Origin of the sequence: Aquitalea sp. FJL05, assembly GCF_003852595.1 — a bacterium.
Taxonomy (GTDB): Bacteria; Pseudomonadota; Gammaproteobacteria; order Burkholderiales; family Chromobacteriaceae; genus Aquitalea; species Aquitalea aquatilis.
Window position 1 is genome coordinate 322 of sequence record NZ_QAJS01000014.1, and the last position, 21,006, is coordinate 21,327.

19 protein-coding genes are annotated in these 21,006 nt (G+C 58.9%); 5 read left to right on the top strand and 14 right to left on the bottom strand.

The window, feature by feature from the left end; all coding sequences use genetic code 11:
• Positions 1-138: 138 nt before the first annotated feature.
• Complete coding sequence (locus DBR44_RS12515; RefSeq protein ID WP_124644375.1) at positions 139-948, top strand: serine protease; 810 nt, start codon at positions 139-141, stop codon at positions 946-948.
• Between the two features lie 61 nt (positions 949-1,009).
• On the opposite strand, the gene rph is transcribed toward DBR44_RS12515, so the two are convergent.
• The 3 genes from rph to DBR44_RS12530 form a co-directional block, all read right to left on the bottom strand.
• On the bottom strand, positions 1,010-1,726 hold the full coding sequence (gene rph, locus DBR44_RS12520) for a ribonuclease PH (protein WP_124644376.1): 717 nt from the start codon (positions 1,724-1,726) through the stop codon (positions 1,010-1,012).
• A 118-nt stretch (positions 1,727-1,844) separates the two neighbouring features.
• A complete protein-coding gene (locus tag DBR44_RS12525) occupies positions 1,845-2,738 on the bottom strand; it encodes a PP2C family serine/threonine-protein phosphatase (RefSeq protein WP_124644377.1) in 894 nt (297 codons plus the stop codon).
• 10 nt (positions 2,739-2,748) lie between these two features.
• Positions 2,749-3,717: a serine/threonine-protein kinase gene (locus DBR44_RS12530; protein ID WP_124644378.1), complete on the bottom strand. Its 969-nt coding sequence runs from the start codon at positions 3,715-3,717 to the stop codon at positions 2,749-2,751.
• A 100-nt stretch (positions 3,718-3,817) separates the two neighbouring features.
• On the opposite strand from DBR44_RS12530, the gene DBR44_RS12535 reads away from it, so the two are divergent.
• The 3 genes from DBR44_RS12535 to DBR44_RS12545 all read left to right on the top strand — a co-directional run bounded on the left by DBR44_RS12535 (position 3,818) and on the right by DBR44_RS12545 (position 6,610).
• Entirely contained in the window at positions 3,818-4,684 is an 867-nt protein-coding gene (locus DBR44_RS12535) for a YicC/YloC family endoribonuclease (RefSeq protein WP_124644379.1), read from the top strand.
• 577 nt (positions 4,685-5,261) lie between these two features.
• Positions 5,262-5,894 (top strand): hypothetical protein, encoded by a 633-nt coding sequence (locus DBR44_RS12540; RefSeq protein WP_124644380.1) that lies wholly within the window; start codon positions 5,262-5,264, stop codon positions 5,892-5,894.
• A gap of 206 nt (positions 5,895-6,100) precedes the next feature.
• Complete coding sequence (locus DBR44_RS12545) at positions 6,101-6,610, top strand: hypothetical protein (protein WP_124644381.1); 510 nt, start codon at positions 6,101-6,103, stop codon at positions 6,608-6,610.
• Here the strand turns inward: DBR44_RS12545 and DBR44_RS12550 are convergent.
• On the bottom strand, positions 6,594-6,833 hold the full coding sequence (locus DBR44_RS12550; protein ID WP_124644382.1) for a hypothetical protein: 240 nt from the start codon (positions 6,831-6,833) through the stop codon (positions 6,594-6,596). The genes DBR44_RS12545 and DBR44_RS12550 overlap by 17 nt on opposite strands.
• Before the next feature lie 382 nt (positions 6,834-7,215).
• On the opposite strand from DBR44_RS12550, the gene DBR44_RS19945 reads away from it, so the two are divergent.
• The gene (locus tag DBR44_RS19945; protein ID WP_124644383.1) at positions 7,216-7,506 is read left to right on the top strand and encodes a DUF1272 domain-containing protein; all 291 of its coding nucleotides are present in this window, start codon (positions 7,216-7,218) and stop codon (positions 7,504-7,506) included.
• Positions 7,507-7,681: 175 nt separating this feature from the next.
• On the opposite strand, the gene DBR44_RS12560 is transcribed toward DBR44_RS19945, so the two are convergent.
• From DBR44_RS12560 to DBR44_RS12605, 10 genes are all read right to left on the bottom strand, one after another.
• Entirely contained in the window at positions 7,682-8,548 is an 867-nt protein-coding gene (locus tag DBR44_RS12560) for an NAD(P)-dependent oxidoreductase (RefSeq protein WP_124644384.1), read from the bottom strand.
• Between the two features lie 112 nt (positions 8,549-8,660).
• Positions 8,661-9,002, bottom strand: coding sequence for an EscU/YscU/HrcU family type III secretion system export apparatus switch protein (locus DBR44_RS12565; RefSeq protein ID WP_124644385.1), 342 nt, complete (start codon positions 9,000-9,002; stop codon positions 8,661-8,663).
• Positions 8,980-10,035 carry a flagellar hook-length control protein FliK gene (locus DBR44_RS12570; protein ID WP_124644386.1) on the bottom strand — a complete coding sequence of 352 codons (1,056 nt, stop codon included), beginning with the start codon at positions 10,033-10,035 and terminating at the stop codon, positions 8,980-8,982. Before DBR44_RS12570 ends, DBR44_RS12565 begins: the two co-directional genes overlap by 23 nt.
• The gene (locus tag DBR44_RS12575; RefSeq protein ID WP_124644387.1) at positions 10,032-10,388 is read right to left on the bottom strand and encodes a DUF2802 domain-containing protein; all 357 of its coding nucleotides are present in this window, start codon (positions 10,386-10,388) and stop codon (positions 10,032-10,034) included. The genes DBR44_RS12570 and DBR44_RS12575 overlap by 4 nt, the downstream gene beginning before the upstream one ends.
• Before the next feature lie 66 nt (positions 10,389-10,454).
• Positions 10,455-10,772 carry a hypothetical protein gene (locus tag DBR44_RS12580; RefSeq protein WP_124644388.1) on the bottom strand — a complete coding sequence of 106 codons (318 nt, stop codon included), beginning with the start codon at positions 10,770-10,772 and terminating at the stop codon, positions 10,455-10,457.
• A 23-nt stretch (positions 10,773-10,795) separates the two neighbouring features.
• Entirely contained in the window at positions 10,796-11,224 is a 429-nt protein-coding gene (gene fliS / locus DBR44_RS12585) for a flagellar export chaperone FliS (RefSeq protein WP_124644389.1), read from the bottom strand.
• Positions 11,225-11,248: 24 nt separating this feature from the next.
• Positions 11,249-12,607 (bottom strand): flagellar filament capping protein FliD, encoded by a 1,359-nt coding sequence (fliD, locus tag DBR44_RS12590; protein ID WP_124644390.1) that lies wholly within the window; start codon positions 12,605-12,607, stop codon positions 11,249-11,251.
• A gap of 37 nt (positions 12,608-12,644) precedes the next feature.
• Positions 12,645-13,070 carry a flagellar protein FlaG gene (locus DBR44_RS12595; RefSeq protein WP_124644391.1) on the bottom strand — a complete coding sequence of 142 codons (426 nt, stop codon included), beginning with the start codon at positions 13,068-13,070 and terminating at the stop codon, positions 12,645-12,647.
• A gap of 77 nt (positions 13,071-13,147) precedes the next feature.
• On the bottom strand, positions 13,148-13,990 hold the full coding sequence (locus DBR44_RS12600; RefSeq protein WP_124644392.1) for a flagellin: 843 nt from the start codon (positions 13,988-13,990) through the stop codon (positions 13,148-13,150).
• A gap of 90 nt (positions 13,991-14,080) precedes the next feature.
• Complete coding sequence (locus DBR44_RS12605) at positions 14,081-20,962, bottom strand: glycosyltransferase (RefSeq protein WP_124644393.1); 6,882 nt, start codon at positions 20,960-20,962, stop codon at positions 14,081-14,083.
• Positions 20,963-21,006 lie beyond the last annotated feature (44 nt).

Sequence of the window (21,006 nt, forward strand, 5' to 3'; positions counted from 1 at the left end):
TCCGGCCAAGAAAGCCAAAGCCAAGAAGGCCGCTTCCGCTGCCAAGTAATCGGCATGGAATCAACAGCTAACTACCGTTGGCTGTAGCCATACCTGCGGGGCGCTTCGGCGCCCCGTTTGCATTTGAAAGCCCATCCCATGCTGCGCATCACCCTGCTTTGCCTGTCTCTCTGCCTGTTGCCGCTGCCGTCCCAGGCCAAACCCACGGACGAACAGCTCATCCTGTTTTTTGGCAAGGATGAACGCGTCAAGACCGACCCCGACAGCACACAATGGCAGCCGGTGGGGCAGCTGGAAACCCGCAGCCATCTGGTGTGTACCGCCACCCTGGTGGCCGAGGATGTCGTCGTCACCGCTGGCCATTGCTTCATCAACAAACGTGGCCGTTTCGATCCGGCCGTCAGCTTTACCGTGGGGCTGTCAGGCAGTGAATATGCCGAGCAAAGCGGCATCAGCGAGGTGCAGGTCGACAAGGGCTTCCTGGCCGGGCTGGAACACCGCCCCGACGGCACCTATATCCCGAAAAAAATCGCCAACCGCGACTTTGCCTTTGTCCGGCTAAGCCAGCCACTGGGCCGCAGCCGTGGCGTGATACCGGTATTTGCCGGCGACAGTGCCGCACTACAGCAACAACTGCAGGCGGCCAACTGGAAAGTCACCAATGGCGGCTACCCGCTGGATGATCTGAACCACCTCTTGGTGCACAGCAACTGTCAGGCTACCGGCCTGCTGCCAGACGGCCGGCTGACCCACCGCTGTGACACGCTGGAGGGCAATAGCGGCTCGCCCATGCTGGCTCGGCTCAACGGCCGCATGACGCTGGTCGGCATACAAAGCTCGGCCCCCAGCCCGGCACGCCGCCATAAAGAAGACAATATGGCGCTCGCCAGCCCCTTGTTCTATCAGCAATTGCAACAATTCATCCAGCAAGGCAAGCGCAAGAAATGACAAAGGGGCCCAAGGCCCCTTTCGCTTCATTGCCGTGGACACAGCGGCTTGGAGCCTGTCCTTACACGCCCAATGCCTGCTTCTGCAGGGTAATCAGCTCGGCGATGCCTTGCTTGGCCAGGCGCATCATGCTGGCCATTTCCTCTTCCGAAAACGGTTCGCCCTCGGCCGTACCCTGCACTTCGACAAAGCGGCCGTTGCCGGTCATCACCACATTCATGTCGGTTTCGCAGTCGGAATCTTCCAGATAATCCAGATCCAGCACGACCTCGCCCTGGTGAATGCCCACCGAGATGGCGGCGACAAAATCGCGCAAGGGGCTTTCACTCAGCTTGCCCTGGGCAATCAGGCCGCTGATGGCATCGTGCAGGGCGACAAACGCACCGGTAATGCTGGCGGTGCGAGTGCCACCATCCGCCTGGATGACGTCGCAATCGATCTGGATCTGCCGCTCGCCCAGTTTTTCCATGTCCACCACCGCCCGCAGCGAACGGCCAATCAGGCGCTGGATTTCCTGGGTGCGGCCGCTTTGCTTGCCAGCGGCAGATTCCCGGCGCATGCGGCTGCCGGTCGAGCGCGGCAGCATGCCGTATTCGGCCGTCACCCAGCCCTTGCCCTTACCCTTGAGAAAGCCCGGCACCGACTCATCCACACTGGCGGTGCAGATGACTTTGGTATCGCCAAACTCCACCAGTACCGAACCTTCGGCATGCTTGGTGTAATGACGGGTCAGGCGGATTTCGCGCAGGGCATCGGTATTGCGTTGAGAGGGTCGCATCGTACTTTCCAATATAAAACGGCATCAGGTGGTAACCGGTCGGTGGCCACCACCGGCCTGAAAACAATAACGCTGCCTACAAGGCAGCGCCGGGTTGAAAATGCCGGCCCAGCCGGCGTCAGCTTTGCTTGCCGGAAGGCGCTGCCACGCGGCTGGCCAGGATTTCCTTGTGCATCAGTTCCAGATTCGGGTCCAGAATCACCCGCCCGGCATGGCGTGGCGGCGTCAGCAGCGTATCCAGCGCATCGGCCTTGCCAGTGATGTCGGCGCTATCATCCAGCAGGGTAACCGCCACCGCAGACAGATTGTCACCGGCACTGCCGGCACGGCGTTCGGCCACATTCATCAGCGCCGGCATCACCTGCCCCACCGCGCGGCCGATAAACACCTTTTCCATCTCGCTATCGCTGATCTGCGACCACAGCCCATCCGAGCACAACACGATGGAGGCACCGGGCTGCAAAAACTGCTTTTCTCCGATGTCGATATCCGGATCGCTGGTGGCGCCCAGGCAGTTATAAATCTTGTTGCGCTCCGGATGCGTGCGTGCGCCCTCTTCGGTCAGCTTGCCCTGGTCAATCAGCCGCTGCACCTGGGAGTGATCGCGCGAACGCAAACGCATGCCCTGCTTGTTATCCAGCAGATAAAGCCGCGAATCACCCACATGGCACCAGTACAGCATGCCCTGCTGGATGATGGCCGCCACCACGGTGGTACTGGGAATTTCCGGCAGACGCTGGTCTGCGGCATAGTCCAGGATGGCCTGGTGCGTGGAGCTGATGGCATTGACCAGAAAACGGTTGGGATGCGACAGCGTGGGGGTGGCTTGCTGATAAAACAGTTCGCTCATCAGATCGATGGTGATCTGCGCCGCCACCTCGCCTTGCAGGTGGCCACCCATGCCATCGGCCACCACCAGCATCACGGCTTCCCGCGAATGGGCAATCACCTGGCGGTCCTGGTTGTAGCTACGGCCGCCGATACGGCTTTCCTGAAAAATGGATAGTTTCATCGACAACTCCTCAGGAAGAACGGCCGCCGGCCAGCCCCTTGATCCAGCCTACCAGCCGCTTGGCGGCCTGGGTGGATTCGGGCATAGGCTCAGGGTCACTGTAATCGGCATCCAGCAGGCGCTTTTGAATCGCCATCACACTGGGTGGACGCTCGTCAGGAGCCAGGTTCAGGCATTGATCCGTCAATTCAAGCAACTCTCTGGAATAATAATGGCGGAACAGCTTGCTTGCCGGCACCAGCTTGTCCGCTTCGCGCCGATGCTCGGCAATTTGCGGGGTATGGCCGCCCATGCAGACATACAGGCAGGCACCGATGGCGTAGATATCAGTCCACGGCCCCAGCGGCTGGTCTTTCTCGTACTGTTCCGGCGCGGCAAAGCCGGGCGTGTACATCGAGGCGAAATACTTGTCGCGGCGCGACAGCGTCTGGCGCGCAGCACCAAAATCCAGCAATAGCGGATGCCCGCCACGGCGCAGGTAGATATTGGCCGGCTTGATATCCAGATGCAGCAGACGGTGCAAATGCACCTCGCGCAGGCCCGACAACAGGGCGGCAAACCATTTGCGCAAGCGCCGCTCTTCGATGCGGCCACCGGTCACCTCCAGCTCACGCCCCAGCGAACGGCCATCGGCATACTCCATCACCATATACACGGTCTGGTTGGCCCGGAAAAAATTGCTCACGTGCACCACATTGCTGTGGCTGATTTCCGCCAGAATGCGGCCTTCTTCAAAAAAACACTTCAAACCCAGATTGAAGGCATCGCGGTCCAGCTCGTGCGGCACGGTCACCATGCCTTCATCATCGCGCTCGGCCAGATTGCGCGGCAGATACTCCTTGATGGCGTATTTGCGGTCGGCATCGTCCAGCGCCAGATAGACGACGCTGAAGCCGCCTACGGACAGCTGGCGAACGATGGTGTACTCCGCCAGGCGATAACCTACCGGCAAGGCAGTCAGTTGGCTGGATTGAGTCATGACATGGCAGTTGCTATAGTGTTCGTTGGCCCGGAATTGAGCTACAACAGCAATTCGGGCCCGGTATCGTTTTGACTGACATCACTATCGGGGACCCACAATGATTCTAAGTATGACAGGCTTTGCCTCCATCAGCAGAGACTTTCCCGGCGGTTTGCTCAGCCTGGAAGTCCGCGCAGTCAATCACCGCTATCTGGATGTACAGATGCGCCTGCCGGAAGAGCTGCGCGTCATCGAGCCACAGCTGCGTGAGATGGTGTCATCTCGCGTGACCCGTGGCAAGCTGGAATGCCGTGTTGGCCTGAACCAGCTGGAAACCGACACCACCACGCTGGAACTCAACGCCCAGGCGCTGGACAGCCTGCTGCAAGTGGCCGCCCAGGTCGAGCAACGTGCCCCGCAGGCCAAGGGCCTGTCCGTCGGCGAGCTGCTGCGCTGGCCCGGCATCCTGAAAAGCAACTCACTGCCGCCGGAAGTACTGCAACAGCTTTGCCTGCAAAGCTTGGCCACCGCCCTGGAAGACTTCAATGCCTCGCGCGGCCGCGAAGGTGAAAAACTCAAGCTCATCCTGCAAGAGCGCGTCACCTCGATGGAAACCATCATCGCCGGCATCAAGCCCAAGCTGCCGCTGATTCTGGAAGCCTATATGAACAAGCTGTCCGGCCGCCTGCAAGAAGCGCTGGGCAATGTCGAGGATGACCGCATCAAGCAGGAATTTGCCCTGTTCGCCCAGAAGATCGACGTGGATGAAGAGCTCTCCCGCCTGACCACCCACCTGAGCGAAGTCAAACGCATCCTCAAGACCGGCGGCCAGACCGGCAAGCGCCTGGACTTCCTGATGCAGGAACTGAACCGCGAAGCCAATACCCTGGGCTCCAAATCGGTCTCCACCGAAACCACCCAGGCCTCGGTCGAACTGAAGGTGCTGATCGAGCAAATGCGCGAGCAGATCCAGAATATCGAGTAAACCTTCATGCCGTGTCACAGCGTGGCACCGCACCAACAGAAGCCCCGCCAGTCGGGGCTTTATTCATTTCAAGTCGTGCCAGCCCACTACCAACAAAGCACATGACCAGTCCTGGCCAAACACATGAACCACAAGCTCAAGGGCGAGGAAGGCATTAACCGCGTCTGGCTGACGCTACCATTCTGACCAGCGCGTGCTAGCGCAAAGGGGAAAGAAAAATCGCCCACCCGGGAGAAGGTGAGCGATATCAACAACATCAATGGAGGTGTGAGAGCGCTGCCAGTATTACGGGGGCGACTTGCACCGTCCACCGGCGATGACCATCCCCTTGCCCTGCATCAATACCGGTATGTCCAGGCAGCGCCGTGACTGGATCGCCAGTGTGATGGGCCGTACTTCATCGGCAGGGAAAGCGGCACACGCGCCATGCCTGCCATGGAAAACACGGGTTTGTGCATGGTGGTGACAGGCGGGCCGCCGGCCAGCTGAAGGTCATGCTTACAATCTTTACATCGGAATGGTATTCATCCACCGCGCTTGCCACCTAGAATGCCGGCTCACACATAAGGAATGAGTCATGCGCCGGATCGTGTTGGCAATGGGAATAAGCATCTTGCTGGGCGGGTGTAGCTATGGAGATTTGCTCAATACCATCCCGGCCAGCAGCAGTGATCCTTATCTCCCGTCATCACCACCATTGGCTGTCGTGGCACCGGTAGCGCGTGAGGAAATGGCCTTCCTGCAGGCAGGTGCTTGTAGCGAATGCCGTGCGGCCGACCGGTTTTATCGGCATATTCATGCGGACCCGGATGTGAGGAAATCCCGCATCCCGCGCAATGACGCGCTGGCAGAGAACGCCAATCTGGCGAAAAAGCAGTGGGTTGATCAAGCACGGACCGCTGTTTATTTTTCCAGGCGTATCCGTCTGGCCAACGGACAGCTCCTGTTTGAGCTGATCACGCACTGTGGCAAGGGCTGGGATAGTCCGGCGACGCAAGCCACGCCAGATATCCCTGCCAGCGGCATGGCTGGGTTCAACATCCAGTACCTGATCAGCTTCAAGAAATATGGCCAGCCCATCGGGCTACAGATGCGCGCGCTCTTCAAGCGCCGGGGTGAGCAGCTGATTGCCAACAACGCTTTTGCCGAGTCCCTGCTGCAAAATCCCGACTTCATGCGCGCCAATGGCCTGCGCTGCTGGAATGACTGAGTACTGCGCGGAGCGAGCAGCCACCAGCAGCCAGCCGGTTTTGCATTTCTTTACCCGCCCGCGGGGCGGCCAGTCCGCCCGTACGTTCGCACTAGCGTTAAGATGCCTGCACAAAACAGCGCACCACACGTGCCGGGCATGCACCTCCAGCCCCACAGGCATGCGGCTCTGCGCTTGCCGCCACCCTCACCTCGGATCAGTCTTTGATGTTGAAACCATTGCCGGCCTCGGCGCTGCGCCCGCTACTAATCAGACGGCCTGCCCTTCTGGCAGCACTGGGCGCGCTAGCCCTTTGCCTGGTGGCGTGCACCACGGCCGACTACACCACCTACGAATATCGCAACGGCAACAAGGTGATTGATGGAGAGGGGGGCAGCAAGCGGCTGGTGGACGGAGTGGAAATATGGGACGCCGGCGACCCGCCACACCGTTACCGGATCATGGGCATGCTGCGTGTCAGCGACTATGATCAGCCCTATGTGAATCTCAGCATGCTACGGGCTATCGCCCAGCAAGTCAGGCGCAATGGCGGCAGTGCGGCCATTCTGCTCAGCGGCAATGGCGGCATGCGGCATGCCGGCGACAGCCTGACCTGGCATGAGCGTTTGGGCATGCTGCAGGAAAACGGCTACCGGACCCAACTGGCACTGATGGTGCAGTACCTGCCCGAGCCAGCCGAAAAGGCCCCGGCCAAGCCAGTCAAGGCGACTCGTTAAGCTGCTTCGCCAATAAGTCGGCGGCAACACTGCTGAAGCACACATCCTGTTCGTGGGCATACAGGGCCGCGCCAGCCCTGACCAGCTTGTCCAGCTCCTCTACACTCAATTTCGCCGCAATGCCGGCAATGGCCTGCGCCAACAGCAAGGGAATGGCAGACAGGCTGACTGGCTCTGGTGGCGGGTGGTTTTTCATCAGGCCCAGAATATCAATGGCATCCATGGCAGCCTCCTGCTTGGCAGACACGGTTAGAGTGCCGCAACCGGCATATCGTTCAGTTGCCTTCTGCCAGGCGGAAGGATGTTGCACCGGACAATAGCGCCCTACTCCGCGCACAGTGATCTTTGCTGGCGCACCACAGTACACCGGAGTGTGCTTTAGCTGGATGTGCACATCCGCACGGCACGAACAGCGAGCGAACGCGGATCGCAATGCCGTATACCTCAGCCCAGCGTTCAGCTTGCCGCGCCATGGAAGCATGGCCGAGGCCACTATTACCCCGCCAACAAGGCTGTCCGGATTTGGCTGGATGATGTCCGGGCCAGGCCTGTTCCCCCCAAGCGATGGCAGCTAGGCTGTGACATCACCATCAGGAGACTTGAGCATGCTGGAACTTCGCCCAAACTGTGAACACTGCCGTACGCCGCTTCCGCCCGACGCAGCTCATGCCCGTATCTGTTCATTTGAATGCACCTTCTGCACAGAATGCGTGGCCTTGCTGCAGCAGGTCTGCCCCAACTGCGGCGGTGGCTTCAGCCCGCGCCCGCTGCGCCCGGCCAGCGGTGGCCGGCATGATAATGATCTGCAGCACTACCCGGCGAGCCAGCGTGAGGTCTATCGCCCGGTGGACCTGGCCGCTCACGCGCGGTGGCTGGCAGAACGGCAACAGGACTGAGCAGGCCGTGTCGTGCGAAAACTGAAACCGCTCCGCAAACTGCGGAGCGGTTCAGATAATTAGCCCCTGGCCGGGGGCGGACTATCCAGCAGCAGATACAAAGAACCCCGCCTACGCGGGGTCCTTAATCTCACTCAAGCCATGTCGCCCACAGCTAGCCAAGCCTGCAAGCGGCTTAGTTCTGCTGCCAGATCAAGCGGGCGATGGCGGCAGAGTCCAGCTCGCCCTCTCCCTGCTCGACCAGTTGGCCGATCAGGCCTGCTACCCGCTCGGCTTCCGGCAGACGGATGCCCAGCTGACGGGCGGTATCCAGCACGATGCCCATGTCTTTCAGGTGCAAATGGGCTTTGAAACCCGGCGCATAGTTGTCATCAATCATGCGCTGGCCATGGATATCCAGTACCCGGCTTTGGGCAAAGCCCCCCAACAGGGCCTCGCGTACCGGTGCCGGGTCAACGCCGCAGGCCTTGGCCAGCTTCATGACTTCAGCCACGGCAGCCACGCCCACACCAACGGCGATCTGATTGCAGGCCTTGGCCACCTGGCCGGCACCTGAATCACCGATATGGGTAATGGTCTTGCCCATGGCCTCCAGTGCCGGGCGGACTTTGGACAGCGCCTCGACCTTGCCGCCCACCATGATGGTGAGGCTGCCATTCACAGCGCCCACCTGGCCGCCGGATACCGGGCAATCAAGAAAATCCACTCCAGCAGCGGCCAGTCGGGCGGCGATGTCGCGCGCGCCAATCGGAGAAATGGTGCTCATGTCGACACACACCAGCCCCTTTGTCGCACCATGCACGGCCCCCTGCTCGCCCAAGAGCACCTGCTCCACATCGCGGGTGTCGGAGACATTACTGACCAGCACGTCCACCTGGGCGGCCAGTTGCGCCGGGCTATCCGCCCAGCTGGCTCCGGCAGCGAGTGCCGCTGCTGCGCTGTCCGGGCGTCGCGACCAAACGGTGACCGCATGTCCGGCTTTCAACAGGTTCAAAACGCAAGGCAGGCCCATGATGCCCAGTCCGATATAACCGACTTTCATATCCACTCCAGCTGTATGCGAAGGCAAAGCATAAGATTACCGCAAACCGCGGCTTTTAAGGGCAAGCATTGGGAATAAAGCAGATGGCCACACACAGATGGCAGGTGGGGTTTCAGCTGGATGGCTGCTTGTTCTGACGCCCGGCCAGCCAGGACTCGAACTCAAAATCAGCACCGGTTGCCTTGTTTTCCAGGAAGTAGACAAAGGCCAGAATTTCGGCCACGGCGCGGTAAAGCTCTTCGGGAATATGCCGGTCCAGATCGACCTGCATCAACAGCGATACCAGCTCGGGCGAGTCGTGCACAAAGACACCGGCATCCTTGGCCCGGTCAATGATGCGCTCGGCCAGTTGGCCATAGCCCTTGGCCACGACGGTAGGCGAGCGTTGGCCTTCGCGGTAGGCCAGCGCAACGGCCGACTTGCGGCCTTCTTCAGCCTTGGGAGACTGTGCCATGTTTCACCATCAGGTTGGCCAGCGTCAGCCCGGCCGCTTCCATGCCGCTTTGCAACTGGGCTGCATGTTGCTGAATCAGGCCGCCAGCTTCGTCTTCTTCGGCCACAAAGGATACCTGCACGCTCTGCCCTACCAGCCGCACCCGCGCCGACAAACCACCCAGCGCCGGCAGGCTGAGCGACAAGGAAGTACTCCATACACCAGCCTCGTCAGCACCCAGGCTGCCGGTGCGCTCCTGGGTTTCTTCCTGTTGAATCTGCAATTGCATGGGCTGTCCTGGCCAGGCATAGCCGTTGAGCTGCAGTTGCTGGTTTTCCACGATATCCAGCTGGCGCTGTACCAGATTGGCCAGTTCTGGTGCCACCGTTCTGGGGCTCAGCGTATTACTTGCGGTGGCATTACTGCTGGAGGCATTGCTGGCCAGATCATCATTCAGCTTGCTGAGCAGGCGCGACTGCGGCTCCTGCTGTACCTGGCTCAGGTTGTGGCGGCCGTCCAGCCATTCCTTGAGATGGGACTCATAAAACAAGCCGCTCTGGCTGACATTGTTTTTCAGATTCTGTGCCAGATTGGCGGGCGTTTGTGTGGCCGCGTCCAGACTGAGATCGGCTGCCGGCAAGCCCGGCTTGCTGGTCTGCAACATGCCGGTGAGGTACTTGGAGGCTGGGCTCAATTGCACTTCCACCGAGCCATCTTGCGGCAGCTCCTTGCTCTGCTCCTGCAAGGCAAAGCTGAGTGTCGGCGACAGGGTCGCCACTTTCAGCGACAGGGTATTGCCACTGACCGTCATCCCTTGTGGCACGATCAGGTTAAACAGGCTGTTCTTGATCAGCACCGACAGTTGCTGGCCATTGTCCTTGCTATCAACGACCTGGGCATCCACCTGCTCGCCCAGTAGCAGCGGCGGCAGCTTGGCCGGCAGTACGCTGGCATCCAGCAGCGCCCGGCCCCCCTCCAGCAACAAGCGGACGGAGGAAACGGTTTGCGGCGCCAGGGTGCCGGTGGTGATCGCGGGCGGCAGGGATGGAATCATGAGGTGGAGTTATTGCGGTACAGAGAAATGATCAGCTCGGCTTCGCTGCGCGAAATACCGCATTGCATCGCGACTTCGGAAGCGGGAATACCCTGCTTGATCATTTCGATGGCCTGATTATAGGGACTGAGCACAGCCGGCTCAGTGCGCGACTGCTGTTCCAGCCGGGCCATGAGCCGGGCCAGATCGCGCTGCAAGGCGCTGATCTGCTGCTGGTGCTGATCCAGATACATTGCCGTCAGGCTATCGCGCCGGCCTTCCAGCTGATGCAGACGCCAGTACAGATAGCCGCAGGCAGCAGCCAGCCCCAGCAGGAACAAGCCAACCATATAGAAAAAGAGCGAACCGGACATGGTATGAACCTCACGCTGCACTTTTTCTAAGTGTATGGTGAAACCGGCAACAACCCAAGCCAGCCTTTATAAAGAATATGTCTTGAGCAGACGACTGTTCTGGCTGACGGTTTGCATTTCTTCGCGCATCTGGGCAATCCAGTCGGCAATATGCTGTTGCAGCAGCTCGCGCTGTGTCACCAGCTGTCGCAGTTTCGCGCGGGTCTCTTCCGGGATACCGGCGGCGATGGGCTGCAATTGGTGCAGCAAGGCGGCCAGTTCGCTTTCCTGCTCGGCCGCCAGGCGCGTCACCGATTCAAAATCCTGCGCCTCGCAAGCCGCAAGGGCAGCTGCCATGCTGGCGAGCATGGCATCGATTTGCAGGGGATTGAAATCAGCGCTCATGGCAACTCCTCGTCAGGGCCGGCTCAATAGGCATTGCTGGCCGCGCCTGTCGCCATGCCGGAACGATTCAGTTCCTGCCAGGCAGGCAGGATGGTTTCCAGCAGGCGGCGAATCTCTGCCAGGATTTCCAGATCATTCTTGAGATTGGCAATGCTCAGACGCTGCTTCATATAGATGTAGAGGTCATTCAGATTGCTTGCCGCCTCGCTGCCTTGCTGCAAATCCAGCGACTCACGCAGGCCATCAATGATGTCGATGGTCTTGGAGATCAGCCGGGATTTTTCATCATAACGCTGCGACTCTATGGCATAGCCGGCCTGACTGATCGCCTTGATGGCACCTTCGTAGAGCAGTACAACAAGGCCCACCGGGCTGGCACCGTACACGGCTGCCTTTAGCGCATCATCTTCATAGGCCTTGTTGAACTGCTTGAGCATTTTGGAATTCAGCATGGTTCTTTACCGTCTCTATCTGTCCTAAGCCAGCAGGCTGGACAAGTTACTGGTCGATTGCTGCATTTTCGACAATACGGCATTCAACGCTGTGTATTGCTGGGTATATTGAGTCTGCCGCGCACTCAGCTTGGCGCTCATGCTGGTCTGATAACTGGTTTCAGAGCTAATCAGGCTATTGATCGAGCTTTTGCTGGTTTCAATCACCCCATTCGGGCCGAGCAAGTCATTGACCGCCGCGCTCAGCCGGTCACCAAAGCCGGTATTGCTGGTGTTGCCGAACAGATTGGCCACCGCGCTGGGGTTGGCGCTCAGCGCCTTGTTGAAGGCGGTCTGGTCCAGCTTGAGCGAGCCATCCTTCTGAATGGCGATACCGGCCTGGGACAGGTAGGCATACGAAGTATTTGCATCGACACCCGGAATCGGCGTACTCAGGATGCTGGTCAGTTTTTGCTGGATGGCAAGTACCGATGCATTCGCCTTCAGGCTGCCGGAACGTGCCGAGTCTACCGCAGATTTCACCTGATTGTAGGCATCGACAAAACCTTGCAACGAAGAAGTAATGCCGCTGCTATCCGAGGCCATGGTGACGGTGGACTGCCCCAGCTTGGTAATATCGACATTGACACCCGAAATGACGTTGGTCAGGTGGTTGCTGCCCGAGGAGACACTGACGCCATTCACGGTCAGCAAGGCATCGCCCGCTGCAGTCGATTCGCTGGCAGCCGTAGCACTTTGCGTCAGGCCGGCCAGGGTTGAACCGCTTGTCGTGCCAGAGTCGCTGCCACCTGCCTTAATGCTGAAAGCGTTATCACTACCGGAAACAGCAGAAGCCAGCACCAGCTTGTACTGGCCGTTGTTTTGCACCACCGAGGCATTCACCCCGGCACCGCTCTGGTTGATGCGGTCAGAAATGGACTGCAGGCTGACGGTATCTGTCGCACTGGGCGTCAGATTGATCACGGTGTCCTTGCCAGCGACAGTGAGTGTCAGCGAGGTGGGTGCCCCGCTCAAGGTTGCCTTGGGGTCTGTCACATTGCTGCCACCGAACTGGTCAAACACCAGTTGGCGCGATTTGGCCAACTGCGTCACGTTGAGCGCATAACTACCCGCCACCCCACCGGTGGTGGTGGTGACATTGGCAATGCTGGTATCGGTGGAAGCAGCCTTGAATTGCTGCAGGAATGATCCGGTCGACATCTTGCCGGAGACGCTTTGCAAGGCCGACAGGGCGGAGCTGATCTGGCCGATCGAACTCAGTTGGGTATTGTATTTGCTGGAGCGCTGCTGACTGGCTTGCAGAGGCTGCTGCTCAATGGTCATCAACTGGCTGACGATAGACTGTACATCCAGCGAGCCGACACTGGTCGTGATGGAAGCCATGGGGCACTACCTCCTTACATACTGAACGCTACCGCCGTCAGGCTTTATCCTTGAGCAGCAAACCCTTGAAATCGCCGATTGCCTTGGCAATACGGATGGCATCTTCCGAGGGAATCTGCCGGATCACTTTCTGGGTTTCCTGATCGACAACCTTGACGACCTGGATATTGGTATCTTTGTCGACAGAGAACTCTAGCTGACTGGAGTACAGCTTGGCCACATCATTCAGCTGCTTTACCGAATTCTGCAGCTCAGATGGATCTGATTTTTTCTGCTGAGTTCCATCATTGGTAGTGTTTTGCGCCTGGCTTTGCCCTACCGCAGTCACGCCGGCGGCAGAATTGGGCAAGACCGAACTGGCGGTGGCATCTGCGGTATTACCCTGAATCAGCTGATTCTGCTGACGCGCAGTCGGGGTGGTCGCCAAAGGCAGAACGGGACCATTCGTCGATGATATTTGCATGGCAACTACTCCTGTGCAGACGGCCCCGGTTAGCATGCCAACCGAGGCCGATTTTCAGCTTATGGCTTCAGTGTAGCTTACTGCAGCAGTGTCAGTGCCGATTGCGACAGCGAATTGGACTGCTTCAGGATGGAAGTGCCGGCCTGTTGCAGAATCTGGTTCTTGGTCAGGTTGGCGGTTTCCGATGCGAAGTCCACATCCACGATACGGCTGTTGGCGGCGGTCAGGTTGGTCACGTAGTTTTGCAGGTTGGAAACCACTGCATCAAAACGGTTTTGTACCGCACCGAAGGTGGAACGAATGTTCGATACCGATCCGATATCCGCATCCAGTGCCGACAGCTGAGCCTGGGCGCCAGTCTGGGTCAATACGTTGATGGTATTGGTATTGGTCAACGAAGAGTTGTAGGACGACAGCTGAGTGGTCAGGTCAGATGCCGATACCGATACGGTGTTGTCGGTAGAACCGGACGAACCCACCTGGAAAGTCAGGGTGTTACCACCAGACAGCAGTTTGGTACCGTTAAACTGGGTGGTTTGTACGATACGCGAAATTTCCTGGGTCAGCTGGTCGACTTCTTTTTGCAGCTGCGAACGGTTAGTGTCGCTAACCGAGCCGTTGGACGACTGGGTGGCGATTTCACGGATACGCTGCAGGTTGTTACCGATCTGACCCAAGGCACCTTCAGCCGTCTGGCCTACGGAAGTACCGTCGTTGGCGTTACGGATGGCCTGGTTGTTGCCACGAATGGCAGCGGTCAGGGTTTGGGAAATGGCCAGGCCGGCAGCATCATCCTTGGCACTGTTTACGCGCAGACCGGAGGACAGGCGTTGCAGGGACAGGTTGAGCGAAGAACTGGAGTTGCTCAGGTTGTTCTGTGCGGTGAGCGACGCAATATTGGTGTTGACGGTAAGTGCCATGATGATTCTCCTTAGAGCATTCGGGGGGGCGACAGTGTGGGCCTTGACTAGTTATCGGCCCCCCGTTGGCAAACTTTAGCGGCCCTGTGATTATTTTTTGGGAATCTGGCCGCTTAGTGCCAGTTGCCAGTCATCCAGGTGATCATCAAGCCAGTAATGTTGATCCACCCAGGCTCGCAGGGCAGTGCCCTCCGCATAAGCTGCGTCCAGGTCATGGATGCGGGCGCGGATGGCCTCGACCCAGGCCTTGGTGGTATTGGGCACACGGCATACTGGCGCAGCATTGGTCTGGTACGGATAAATATCCGTGCAGATGACCGGCCAGCGCATGGCGCCATATTCCAGCAAGCGCAGATTGCTCTTCGACTCATTGAAGACATTGACTTCCAGCGGAGCAATGGCCAGATCCAGATCCAGTGCTGCCACCTTGGCAGGATAGTCCTGGAAGGGTACCCAACCATGCTCCTCTGCGATATAGGGGCGCATTTCCGGCAGACACATACCCATGAATACCCAGTCAACTTCATGCGCTGTTTGTTTGACGACTTCAAGAATCAGCGCCAAATCACCCTGATGCTGCTGGGCACCGACCCAACCGACACGCGGCTTGCGCCCCTGGCGGCGGCCAGACGTCAAGTCGCCCCACATATGCCGCGCCAGGCGGTTTGGAATGACGTGGATATCATCAATCATGTTGCGGCAGGCATCCGCCAGTGGCTCGGTCGACACAATCAGGCTGTCCGAGTGCTTGAGCATGGCACGCAAACGCGGGCGGGCATCCGGCATGGTCTTGCGCCACAGGCGGTGCAGGATGTTCTTTTCCGGCAGCGCTCCCACCAGATCGTCCAGCCCGAATACCACGCGCATGTCTGGCAAGTACTCCCGGTACTGCTGCAAGGCATGCTGCATGCCATCAGACAGGATGGTGTGCACCAGCAGGATTTCCGGATTCAGCCTGGCCATTTCCACCACGGACAGTACCGGCATGGCACCGCCCTTGACCGGTGAAATCAGATCGGTATCCATTCGACCCGCCTGCTGCAGCGCCTGGAAAGGCATTGATACGCGGTATTCGCCACTGCCGCCGGCAATGGGCAGCCCCAATACCTTGGTCTTGCCTTGTTCACGTGGTGACCAGCTGACCGTGCAGGTGTTTTCGATGAGCATGCTCTTGGAGCGCAGGCTCAGATGGCGGTTATAGGCCGGGTCATGCGCCAGTCGGGGCAACCAGCGTTTGAGCATGACACCCAGTTCCTGCTGCTCACGTGCTGCCGCACGCAGGGCGATGGTCGGATCATAGGTTTGCTTGCCGATACTCTTGGCATGATGATGCACCAGCGTGATATAGGGCGTGAAAACATTCAGCAGCCCCTGCTGCTGCAATTTGAGGCAGAAGTCGACATCGTTGAACAGCACGGTCAGATCAGCCGCATCAAAACCCTTCACCGCCAGGTATTTATCCTTGGCGACCAGCAAGCACGCCGCAGTCACCGCCGAGTAGTTTTGTTCGGTCAACAAACGGTTCATGTAGCCAGGTTCATCCAGGGCTGCTTTTTCATGCACATGATCTGCTACCGACAACATGCCGGCGGGCAGGCCGAGCACAATGCCGGCATGCTGGATGCGACCGATCTCCGGATAAACCAGTCGTGGCCCCACGGCACCGACTTCCGGGCGCTGGGCAATGCCCAGCATCCGCTCCAGCCACTCCGGCTGGATGATTTCGGTATCGTTGTTCAATAGCAGTACATATTCACCCTGTGCAGCAGCGACGCCGCTATTGCACTGGGCGGAAAAATTGAAGGCCTGCGGATATTCGATGATGCGCACCCGCCCAGGGTAGTCTTGCTGCAGGCTGGCGTAGAAATCGAGCGTGTCAGGATCAATCGACTGATTGTCGACAATCAGCAATTCGAAGTGCGGATACGTGGTATTGGCAAACAGACTCTCCACGCAGGGCTGTAGATACTCCAGCTTGTCGCGGGTGGGAATGATGATGGACACCAGCGGCGTACCGCTCAGCTGGTAATCCACATGCAGGGTATTGTCCACATAACCACTACTTACCGTTGCCGCGATCCCCAGTCTTTGCAGATGGTTCTCCAGCGCTACCTGACGCGCGGCTTCACGTTCGTGCCGCACACCAAGCGGCTGTGCCGGCAAGTGGAACAGGACTTCATCCAGATGATGGACGACGCCAAGCCCGTAGTTTTCCGCCAGCCGCAGCAAGTGATTCCATACCTCGGCCCCCGGGTAGGCTTCAAAACCGCCCAGGCTGGCCAATCCCTGATAAGACAAGGCAACCGCACTATCCACGTAGTCATAGGCTCGCAGATAATCGAGCGAAAAATCAGGCTTGAGGCTAGGTTGAACATAACATCCCGGCTGGGTGTAGCTGTCGTGGTCAGTATAAATCGCCAGCGCCTGGGCTTGCGCCTGGATAGCGTCGCCCATGCGCAGCAGCAGTTGCGGAGCCAAGACCACCCCTGCCGGCAGCAACATCACCCAGTCACTGCGCACCTCGCCCAGCAAGCCGTTCAGCGCAGTGCTCAGCAACTGGGGATCATCCAGCGTATCCAGCTGTAGCCAACCCAGCGTGTCATTGCCGGTGAAGATCGGATCCGGCTGTTCCCAGTCAGCCAGCACGATCAGTTTCCAGCGCTGATACATTTGCTGCTGCAAGCTGTCGATGGTTGTAGCCAGGCGGTCACGCTCGGCATAGGGGACCTGCATGATGAGCAAGAACTCAGGCTGTTGCCGCCACTGCATGACCATCCGCCCAGCCATCATTTCCGCATCGATTTCCCGTATTTGATGGCTTTGTTCCCATTTATTCCAGGCTCGGTAATCATCAGCGTGCATCAATGAAACGGGCTGTCTGTGCACCGGACCATGATGCTCGGCCGCATAACTATCCAGTACCTGGCTCAGGCTAGGCGGCAGTACATCCTGCAACAAGCGCACCCAGTGCCCAAGCTGGTCTTCCATCGTGGCGTACTGCTGCAGGTAGTCGTAGGAGCGTGCTTGCAACTGGGTCCGATAGGCCTGGTCTTCGATCAGTCTGGCAATGGCGTCTTCCCAGCTGCGGGCATCATTGGCGACCACTTCGGCCAGCCCCAGTTGCTTGGCTTCCTGATAGGCCGCCACATCACTCAGCACCGCCGCCGCACCGACTGCGGTGTACTCCAGCCATTTCAGATCGGACTTGCCATGGTTGAACACACTGTCTTCCAGCGGTGCCAGCGCAATATCCAGCCCCAGTCGCTGCAGCTCCTTCAGATAATCCGGATAGGGAACCGACTTGTTGACTACCGTCACATTCGAGGCGTTTTCAAAACCAAGCGGCACGCAGCCCCAGAACACAAAGCGGACCTGGCCTTGGCCAAAGCGCTGCTGAATGCTCAGCAATGCCTGGTTGATCATCTTCACGTCGCCGACATGGGTCGAGGTACCGGCAAAACCAATGGTGATCGGCTCATCCGGCTTTCTGCTACGGGGCGAGAAGCTGGTGTAATAAGCCCTGGACAGCGTGTTTGGCACAACTCTGACATCAGGGATCAGTGATTTGAGCTGCTGAGCCAAGGGCTCGGTGCTGACGGTTGCCGCCGTGCACTGCGGCAGATGCTGCTGCCAGAAGCGCCACAAGTCGCAGGGTGAGAAGTCATTGAACTGCGGATGTGAAGCAGGCAAGGCGGGCAGCCAGTCATCCAGCTCGAAAATGATGGGCTTGCCGGTAGCAAACAGTTTGCTGACAAAATCCTGATTGCGTTCGCTGCAAATCGCGCGCTGGATCACGAACAGATCAGCCCACTGGGTAAATGCATCGATATCCACCGCCTCGTGGGTGCAATCGTACATGCCGTTGCCGGGGAAAAACACGGTGTCCAGCCAGGGAGACAGCAGACTGAACGGGTCAAACAGGCGCAAGCGCATGCAGGCACCATCCAGCACATCGCCAGACAGAATGCCGAGACGGATCTTTTCCTGTGGCGGGAATGTCGCGGCAGTGGCAAATGGTTTGGGCTGCAGGCGGCGCGTTGGCAGCAAAGGCAAGCCGGACAGCCCGGACAGCTCTACCGCAGACGACGATGTGGCTGCAGCGTGCTTCTCCACCTGCGGTGTGGGCTGCAAAGGTAAACTGGTTTTTTGGGCCTGCAGATAGATTTTTTCATCCTGCGGCAGCGGCAAGGCCTGTAACAGTCGCGGTTGCCACTGGCAAGGCTGTATCTGGCTCAATAACTGCTCTACCGCTTGCTGCACGACGGCAGGCCGCAACTCATCCATGCAATAAGCATGGCCACGCCGGCACAGCGGCAGGGCGTCGGGAGCCAGCTCGGCCAGACAACCCTTGCATTCGATATCTGCGATAAGGCCAATTGATTTGCCCTGCAAAGACAGACGGGTCTCTGGCAAGGCCATGCCAAACAGGCCGACCACCGGCGTTCCCACCGCATTGGCGATATGGATCAGACCAGAATCAGGTGCGATCAGCACATCGGCCACGGCAATCGCGGCGGCGGTTTCGGCAATGCTGCCCTCCGCCACCATGCTGATGACGTTCTTTTGCAGGGCCCTTGGCAGCGCCTGCAGACGAAGATCCTTGCTGCCCCCTAGCAAGACCAGGGCAATATCATGCTGCTGCAATGCGGCAAGCAGCTTGAGCCAATGTGGCAAAGGCCAGATGCGGTCAGGCGATGCCGATGCCATGTGAATGGCAAGCACATAGCCCGGTGTGCGCTTGCCCAGCCAGCCGGCCTCCAGCACTTTACCTGCCAGCAGACGGTAATCCTGTGACAGCCGTGGCAACTGCGGTGCCGCCGCAGCGACACCCGCCTTAGCCGCATAAGCCTCAATGATGTGCAATGCCCGCGCTTCTTCGTAGGCATTATCCAGATTGATGTGGATGTCTTCCGGCCGCACACTCAAGGACATGCAGCCGACAATATCCAGCTCGGGCACGCCCTGGAATACTTCCACGACCTGCGTTTTCATCACCAGTTGATGGTCTGGATATTTGCTGCGCAATGCCGGGAACAAGCTGCTGGCGAGCAAGGCATCGCCCATGGCGAAACGGCGCTGCAACACGACGCGTGTACCATGCTGACGCACTTTCGGCTGCTGCAAGATAATGACAAAACCCTCGTCCTCTCCCGCCTCTGCCAGCCCTTCATGCAATAGCCCCGACTGGAAGGTTTCCGGTGTAATCAGCGACAGCCGCAGTCTGATCACGTGTACCGAATCAAACACCCGTTCACACAGGCGGCGTACCCGCTGCTCATTCCAGTTGGTCCAGTGCGAGGGATTCAGATGCGACCCTGCCCAACGCTCCGTGGGCAGACTCAACAGCAGGCGGCCACCTGGCGCGATGCGCTCGGACAGGTCCCACAGAAAGATTTCCGGGTCGTCGGTGTGCTCGATGGTTTCAAAGGAAATCACCGTGTCGTAAGCCGCCTTGGGCAGGGTATCCAGCAAGCGGGCTTCAAACTGGCAACTGGCTGGTGCATGCGGAATGAAACGGCGCGAAAAGGCAATGGCATCGGGATTCAGGTCGATACCGGTATAGCTATCCATGCAGTCGGCATCGTGCAGCAATTGCCAGCCATAGCCGGCACCGGAAGCGCAATCCAGCACCCGCCCCAACCTGCCCTGCCCGGCCGCGAAACGATAGCGTGCCGTGTGTTGTACCAGCGTGGCATAGCCTTCCATGCCCGGCAGGAAGCGACCATTGCCGATATCGCCCAGTTCACGGGCAAAATCGCCATCCAGCAACACCACCTGATTGCGTTGTGCTTGCTGCTGCATGGCATTGAGCATGGCTGTCAGTGCATCCAGCTTTGCCTCTGTCCAATGTTGCAATACCGCAGGCAAGACCCAGCGGCCATCTGGCTGGCGATACAGCGCCATCAACTGGAAGATGCAGCCTTCGGCATCCAGCCAGGTGGCATCGAAAGCCTCGATGATCAATATCTGGTCTACCCGCACCAGTTCGCTGCGCATGACCGCAGGTCGCAAGCTATCGGCGCGGGCCTCCCAAACAGCAGCCTGCTGATGACTGATCACCTGAATGCTGTCGAACTGCGCCTCACTGACCAGCACCCACTCCCGCCCCTGTTTCAATACTCGAGCCAGGGATGGTGCATCCGGGCAATTCTCTCGGAACACGTCGGCAAGCACTGCATAGGCCGAACCTTCGGCAGCCCGCGGCGTCAACAGCCAGGGGCGATGTTGCTGCACCAGGGCAAGCACTGTCTGGCGCAGAGCAGACTGGCCCGGATTCTGGCCCAGCAGCACAAGCAGCCAACTCACCATTTCCCGTTGCGAAGCTTGCACTTGCACCTGTTCCGGCAGTCTGTTGAGCACCGGCAACAGCGCGGCGGCAACCGGCAGCACCTGCAAGCGTACCGCCTTGCCTTGCTGCAGATCAGTCAGCAGCCTGTGCTGCAGCCACTCGCACGGCACCATGCAAGCGCCCGGCGCGGCATCTTGCAGCAACCATTCCTTGCGCAACCAGCTGACCGGCTGGTCCAGCAGCAGCCAGGCCGGATCGTGGCTGCATTGCAGCAGTTGCTGCCAGGCGCCCAGGTCCTGCAGCACATGCAGGCGGTAGTCCTGTTCATTCTGCATGCTGCGTTCGTGGCGGAACGGCAGTTTGTCTTGCAGGGAAGCCCACCAGTCGGTCACCACCCAGTCGGCATCGGGTGTTTCGCTCCAGGGCTGTTGCAGCAGATAGCTGCCCGGCGAGGCAAAACCCAGCCACTCACCGGCAGCACCCAGGTCCGCCCCGGCAAGCATGGGCAGGCCGTTGTTGAAACTGACAAAAACTACAGGCAGGGTATGCGCGGGCAAAGGCGCATTCTGCAGCTGCACATCGATCAGCAGGATCACTTCATGCGAGCCTGCATTCTGCTGCCAGTGATCCCAAACTCGTTGGATCTCTTCTACCGATTGAATGAGGATAAACAAAGTCAGCATAAACTTTACTTTCTTCTGGCATGGCCGACATGCCGTGAGGGTGA

Coding starts and splice junctions, on each gene's coding strand:
- DBR44_RS12515 (WP_124644375.1), top strand. CDS start 139: ATGCTGCGCATCACCCTGCTTTGCCTGTCTCTCTGCCTGTTGCCGCTG.
- rph (WP_124644376.1), bottom strand. CDS start 1,726: ATGCGACCCTCTCAACGCAATACCGATGCCCTGCGCGAAATCCGCCTG.
- DBR44_RS12525 (WP_124644377.1), bottom strand. CDS start 2,738: ATGAAACTATCCATTTTTCAGGAAAGCCGTATCGGCGGCCGTAGCTAC.
- DBR44_RS12530 (WP_124644378.1), bottom strand. CDS start 3,717: ATGACTCAATCCAGCCAACTGACTGCCTTGCCGGTAGGTTATCGCCTG.
- DBR44_RS12535 (WP_124644379.1), top strand. CDS start 3,818: ATGATTCTAAGTATGACAGGCTTTGCCTCCATCAGCAGAGACTTTCCC.
- DBR44_RS12540 (WP_124644380.1), top strand. CDS start 5,262: ATGCGCCGGATCGTGTTGGCAATGGGAATAAGCATCTTGCTGGGCGGG.
- DBR44_RS12545 (WP_124644381.1), top strand. CDS start 6,101: ATGTTGAAACCATTGCCGGCCTCGGCGCTGCGCCCGCTACTAATCAGA.
- DBR44_RS12550 (WP_124644382.1), bottom strand. CDS start 6,833: ATGGATGCCATTGATATTCTGGGCCTGATGAAAAACCACCCGCCACCA.
- DBR44_RS19945 (WP_124644383.1), top strand. CDS start 7,216: ATGCTGGAACTTCGCCCAAACTGTGAACACTGCCGTACGCCGCTTCCG.
- DBR44_RS12560 (WP_124644384.1), bottom strand. CDS start 8,548: ATGAAAGTCGGTTATATCGGACTGGGCATCATGGGCCTGCCTTGCGTT.
- DBR44_RS12565 (WP_124644385.1), bottom strand. CDS start 9,002: ATGGCACAGTCTCCCAAGGCTGAAGAAGGCCGCAAGTCGGCCGTTGCG.
- DBR44_RS12570 (WP_124644386.1), bottom strand. CDS start 10,035: ATGATTCCATCCCTGCCGCCCGCGATCACCACCGGCACCCTGGCGCCG.
- DBR44_RS12575 (WP_124644387.1), bottom strand. CDS start 10,388: ATGTCCGGTTCGCTCTTTTTCTATATGGTTGGCTTGTTCCTGCTGGGG.
- DBR44_RS12580 (WP_124644388.1), bottom strand. CDS start 10,772: ATGAGCGCTGATTTCAATCCCCTGCAAATCGATGCCATGCTCGCCAGC.
- fliS (WP_124644389.1), bottom strand. CDS start 11,224: ATGCTGAATTCCAAAATGCTCAAGCAGTTCAACAAGGCCTATGAAGAT.
- fliD (WP_124644390.1), bottom strand. CDS start 12,607: ATGGCTTCCATCACGACCAGTGTCGGCTCGCTGGATGTACAGTCTATC.
- DBR44_RS12595 (WP_124644391.1), bottom strand. CDS start 13,070: ATGCAAATATCATCGACGAATGGTCCCGTTCTGCCTTTGGCGACCACC.
- DBR44_RS12600 (WP_124644392.1), bottom strand. CDS start 13,990: ATGGCACTTACCGTCAACACCAATATTGCGTCGCTCACCGCACAGAAC.
- DBR44_RS12605 (WP_124644393.1), bottom strand. CDS start 20,962: ATGCTGACTTTGTTTATCCTCATTCAATCGGTAGAAGAGATCCAACGA.